Source organism: Jejuia spongiicola, assembly GCF_023502325.1.
In the GTDB taxonomy this organism is placed as follows: Bacteria; Bacteroidota; Bacteroidia; order Flavobacteriales; family Flavobacteriaceae; genus Wocania_A; species Wocania_A spongiicola.
Window position 1 is genome coordinate 1 of the sequence record NZ_JAMFLZ010000044.1, and the last position, 231, is coordinate 231.

Annotated in this window: 1 pseudogene; it reads right to left on the reverse strand. The window is 39.0% G+C overall.

The window, feature by feature from the left end:
- Positions 1-231: pseudogene (locus tag M3P09_RS17285) on the reverse strand (hypothetical protein); the annotation flags it as partial.

The following is a 231-nucleotide window of genomic DNA, read 5'->3' on the forward strand; positions in this document are numbered from 1 at the left end:
AGCCGTCCAAGGGTTTATTCCCCATTGCTCTACAGACTGAATTTTATCTTTATCTCCTGTATTGTTAAAATAGATTCTAGGAAACGCACCACGAATGGCAACAGTGTATGTACCAGCTGTTAAAGTAGTACTTGTAGCATTACCTGAAACATTGGTAGCTTCTGGATTAAAAGTAGCGCCATCATAACTCCAATCTACATCATAACTATAGCCTGTTCCAGTTGTAGGAAT